The sequence below is a fragment of the Sulfuricurvum sp. genome, assembly GCF_019163035.1.
Taxonomy (GTDB): domain Bacteria; phylum Campylobacterota; class Campylobacteria; order Campylobacterales; family Sulfurimonadaceae; genus Sulfuricurvum.
The window spans coordinates 1-2,221 of the sequence record NZ_JAFLKV010000132.1; the positions used below are offsets into that span (position 1 = coordinate 1).

At 45.6% G+C, this 2,221-nt stretch carries 3 protein-coding genes; all 3 read right to left on the reverse strand.

Annotated elements, in window-relative coordinates:
• Window positions 1-140: 140 nt before the first annotated feature.
• A complete protein-coding gene (locus JZU62_RS09520) occupies window positions 141-419 on the reverse strand; it encodes a hypothetical protein (RefSeq protein WP_295014210.1) in 279 nt (92 codons plus the stop codon).
• 6 nt (window positions 420-425) lie between these two features.
• Complete coding sequence (gene rsmH / locus JZU62_RS09525; protein WP_295014212.1) at window positions 426-1,349, reverse strand: 16S rRNA (cytosine(1402)-N(4))-methyltransferase RsmH; 924 nt, start codon at window positions 1,347-1,349, stop codon at window positions 426-428.
• 57 nt (window positions 1,350-1,406) lie between these two features.
• A partial coding sequence (locus JZU62_RS09530; protein ID WP_295014214.1) for an aminotransferase class III-fold pyridoxal phosphate-dependent enzyme occupies window positions 1,407-2,221 on the reverse strand: 815 nt, incomplete at its 5' end.

Sequence of the window (2,221 nt, forward strand, 5' to 3'; positions counted from 1 at the left end):
CACTGACTCTGCATAGGATCATTTTAAGTCGGAGATTATACCACCACAATTCTTATGGGAGTAAAAAGGGACGATCAAAAAAATCATATTAAAGTATAAAGATGAATATTGAGTGAAATAAACTTGAATTAACGTATAGTCTAAAAGAGCGTATCCAAGACTTGATTTTTATATTTCAATGACTCAACTTTCGCTTTGATGAGGCGGTTTTCTTCCAAAAGGGCATCGTGTTCATGACTGAGGGTTGAGATGTCACGGCTTTTAAAATAGATTTGGGTATTGATAAAGATTTTGGGGAATACGACTACGAGTAGTAAAAAAATTCCGACAAAAACATTGCGTAGAAAAAGGATACCCATCGAATCATCTGGGCTGATGATATGCTGTGTCTCTTCTAAAATATCGAGTTTATCGCTCATAGGGTATCAATCTCTTCGTATCTCAAATATTCGTAATTTCGCACTTCGGCTTCGTGAGTTGGCACGAAGTTCGTCATCTTGGGCAATCAGCGGTTTTTTGGTAATCACCTTGCCGATTGCATTGTCATTTCCACAGGTACAGCGCATCGCATCATCAGGACAAATACAGTTTTTTCCCCATTTGGAAAAGCGGTTTTTTACAATCCGATCTTCGAGGGAGTGAAACGTGATGATCGCAACCCGAAGCTTTTTGAGCGTAGAGTTCTCGATCGCATCGAGAAGGCGTGTCAACTCACCCAGTTCATCATTTACTTCGATCCGAATCCCCTGCATCACCAGTGTCGATGGGTGGATCTTTTTCCCCTTCGGCATCAGATGAAAAATGGCGTTAGAAAGCTCTTTTGCCGAAGCAAACGGGCGGCGTTGGACGATAGTCTCCGCCACTTTGCGAGCATTGGTGACTTCACCGTATTCTCGTAAAATGCTCTCCAAAGCACTCTGCGAGTACTCATTGACCACCTCGTACGCGCTCAGTGGCGCATCGGGGTTCATCCGCATATCGAGGGTATCGCTCTCGTACGAAAATCCCCTCTCACGCTGATCGAGTTGCAGTGATGACACCCCTATATCGGCTAAAATTCCGCATATTTTATCCCCGTGTTCGGTGATTACATCATGAGCCACCTCTGAAAACCGTCCGCGACGGATTTCGACACGCTTCCCGAAAGGCTCTAACCGTTTACTCGAAAAGGCGATGGCGGTGGGATCTTGATCGATCCCGATCAAAGAAAGTGCGGAGTTATTGTCCAACAAAAGGGAAGAGTGCCCGCCGTATCCCATCGTACAATCGATAACAATCCCCTCTTTACACGGAGAAAACGCTTCGATCACTTCTCGGTACAAAACAGGGATATGGGGAATTTCTTGCACGTACGTACCTTTGAGTTTAATAGCCCTTATGATAGCCTAAGCGCGCTAATAACACCTTTAAATACTCTTCAATGCCGACATAATCGCATCAAAAACTTTTGTGAGTTCCTCAGGTGTAATCACATAGGGGGTCATCACATAAACGATGCTTCCCAGAGGACGGATTAAAACCCCCTGCGTCATACAGTGCTGATGAATTTTCAACCCGATTCGCTCACGCGGATCAAACCCCTCCAGCTCGATTGCCGCGATCATCCCGCATTGACGCACCTCTTTAACCCTCGGCACTGACTCAAAACGTTTTAGCTCTTGGGCGATGAGGGAAATGGTTTTGCGGTTATTCTCAATGGTGTTTTCCGATTCGAAAATATCGAGCGTCGCGTTTGCCGCCGCACAGGCCAACGCATTTCCCGTATAACTGTGTGAGTGCAAAAAAGAGCGGATAGGATTATAATCGCAATAAAACGACCCATACACACTCTCGGTTGTTAGTACAACTGAGAGCGGTAAATAGCCACCCGTAAGCCCTTTGGAAAGAACTAAAAAATCAGGTGTTATATTGGCTTGTTCACACGCAAACATACTCCCTGTCCGACCGAACCCGACCAAAATCTCATCGGCGATAAAATGGACACCGAACTCCTCACACAACCGTTTAGCTTCGCTCAAAAAGATCGGATGATACATCCTCATCCCCCCTGCCCCTTGCACTAACGGCTCCACGATCAATGCCGCAATCTCATCACTTCGTTCTTGGAGTAATTTTTTAAACGACTGTGCCGCTTCCAACGCTGCCTCCATACTCTGATCGCGAGGAGAGGGAGTTTGGATAGATCGGATCAAAAGCGGCTCATAGGTCTCTTTATAGAGTG

Bases quoted from the DNA above. Each gene is read 5' to 3' on its own strand.
- JZU62_RS09520 (WP_295014210.1), bottom strand. From the start codon at position 419: ATGAGCGATAAACTCGATATTTTAGAAGAGACACAGCATATCATCAGC.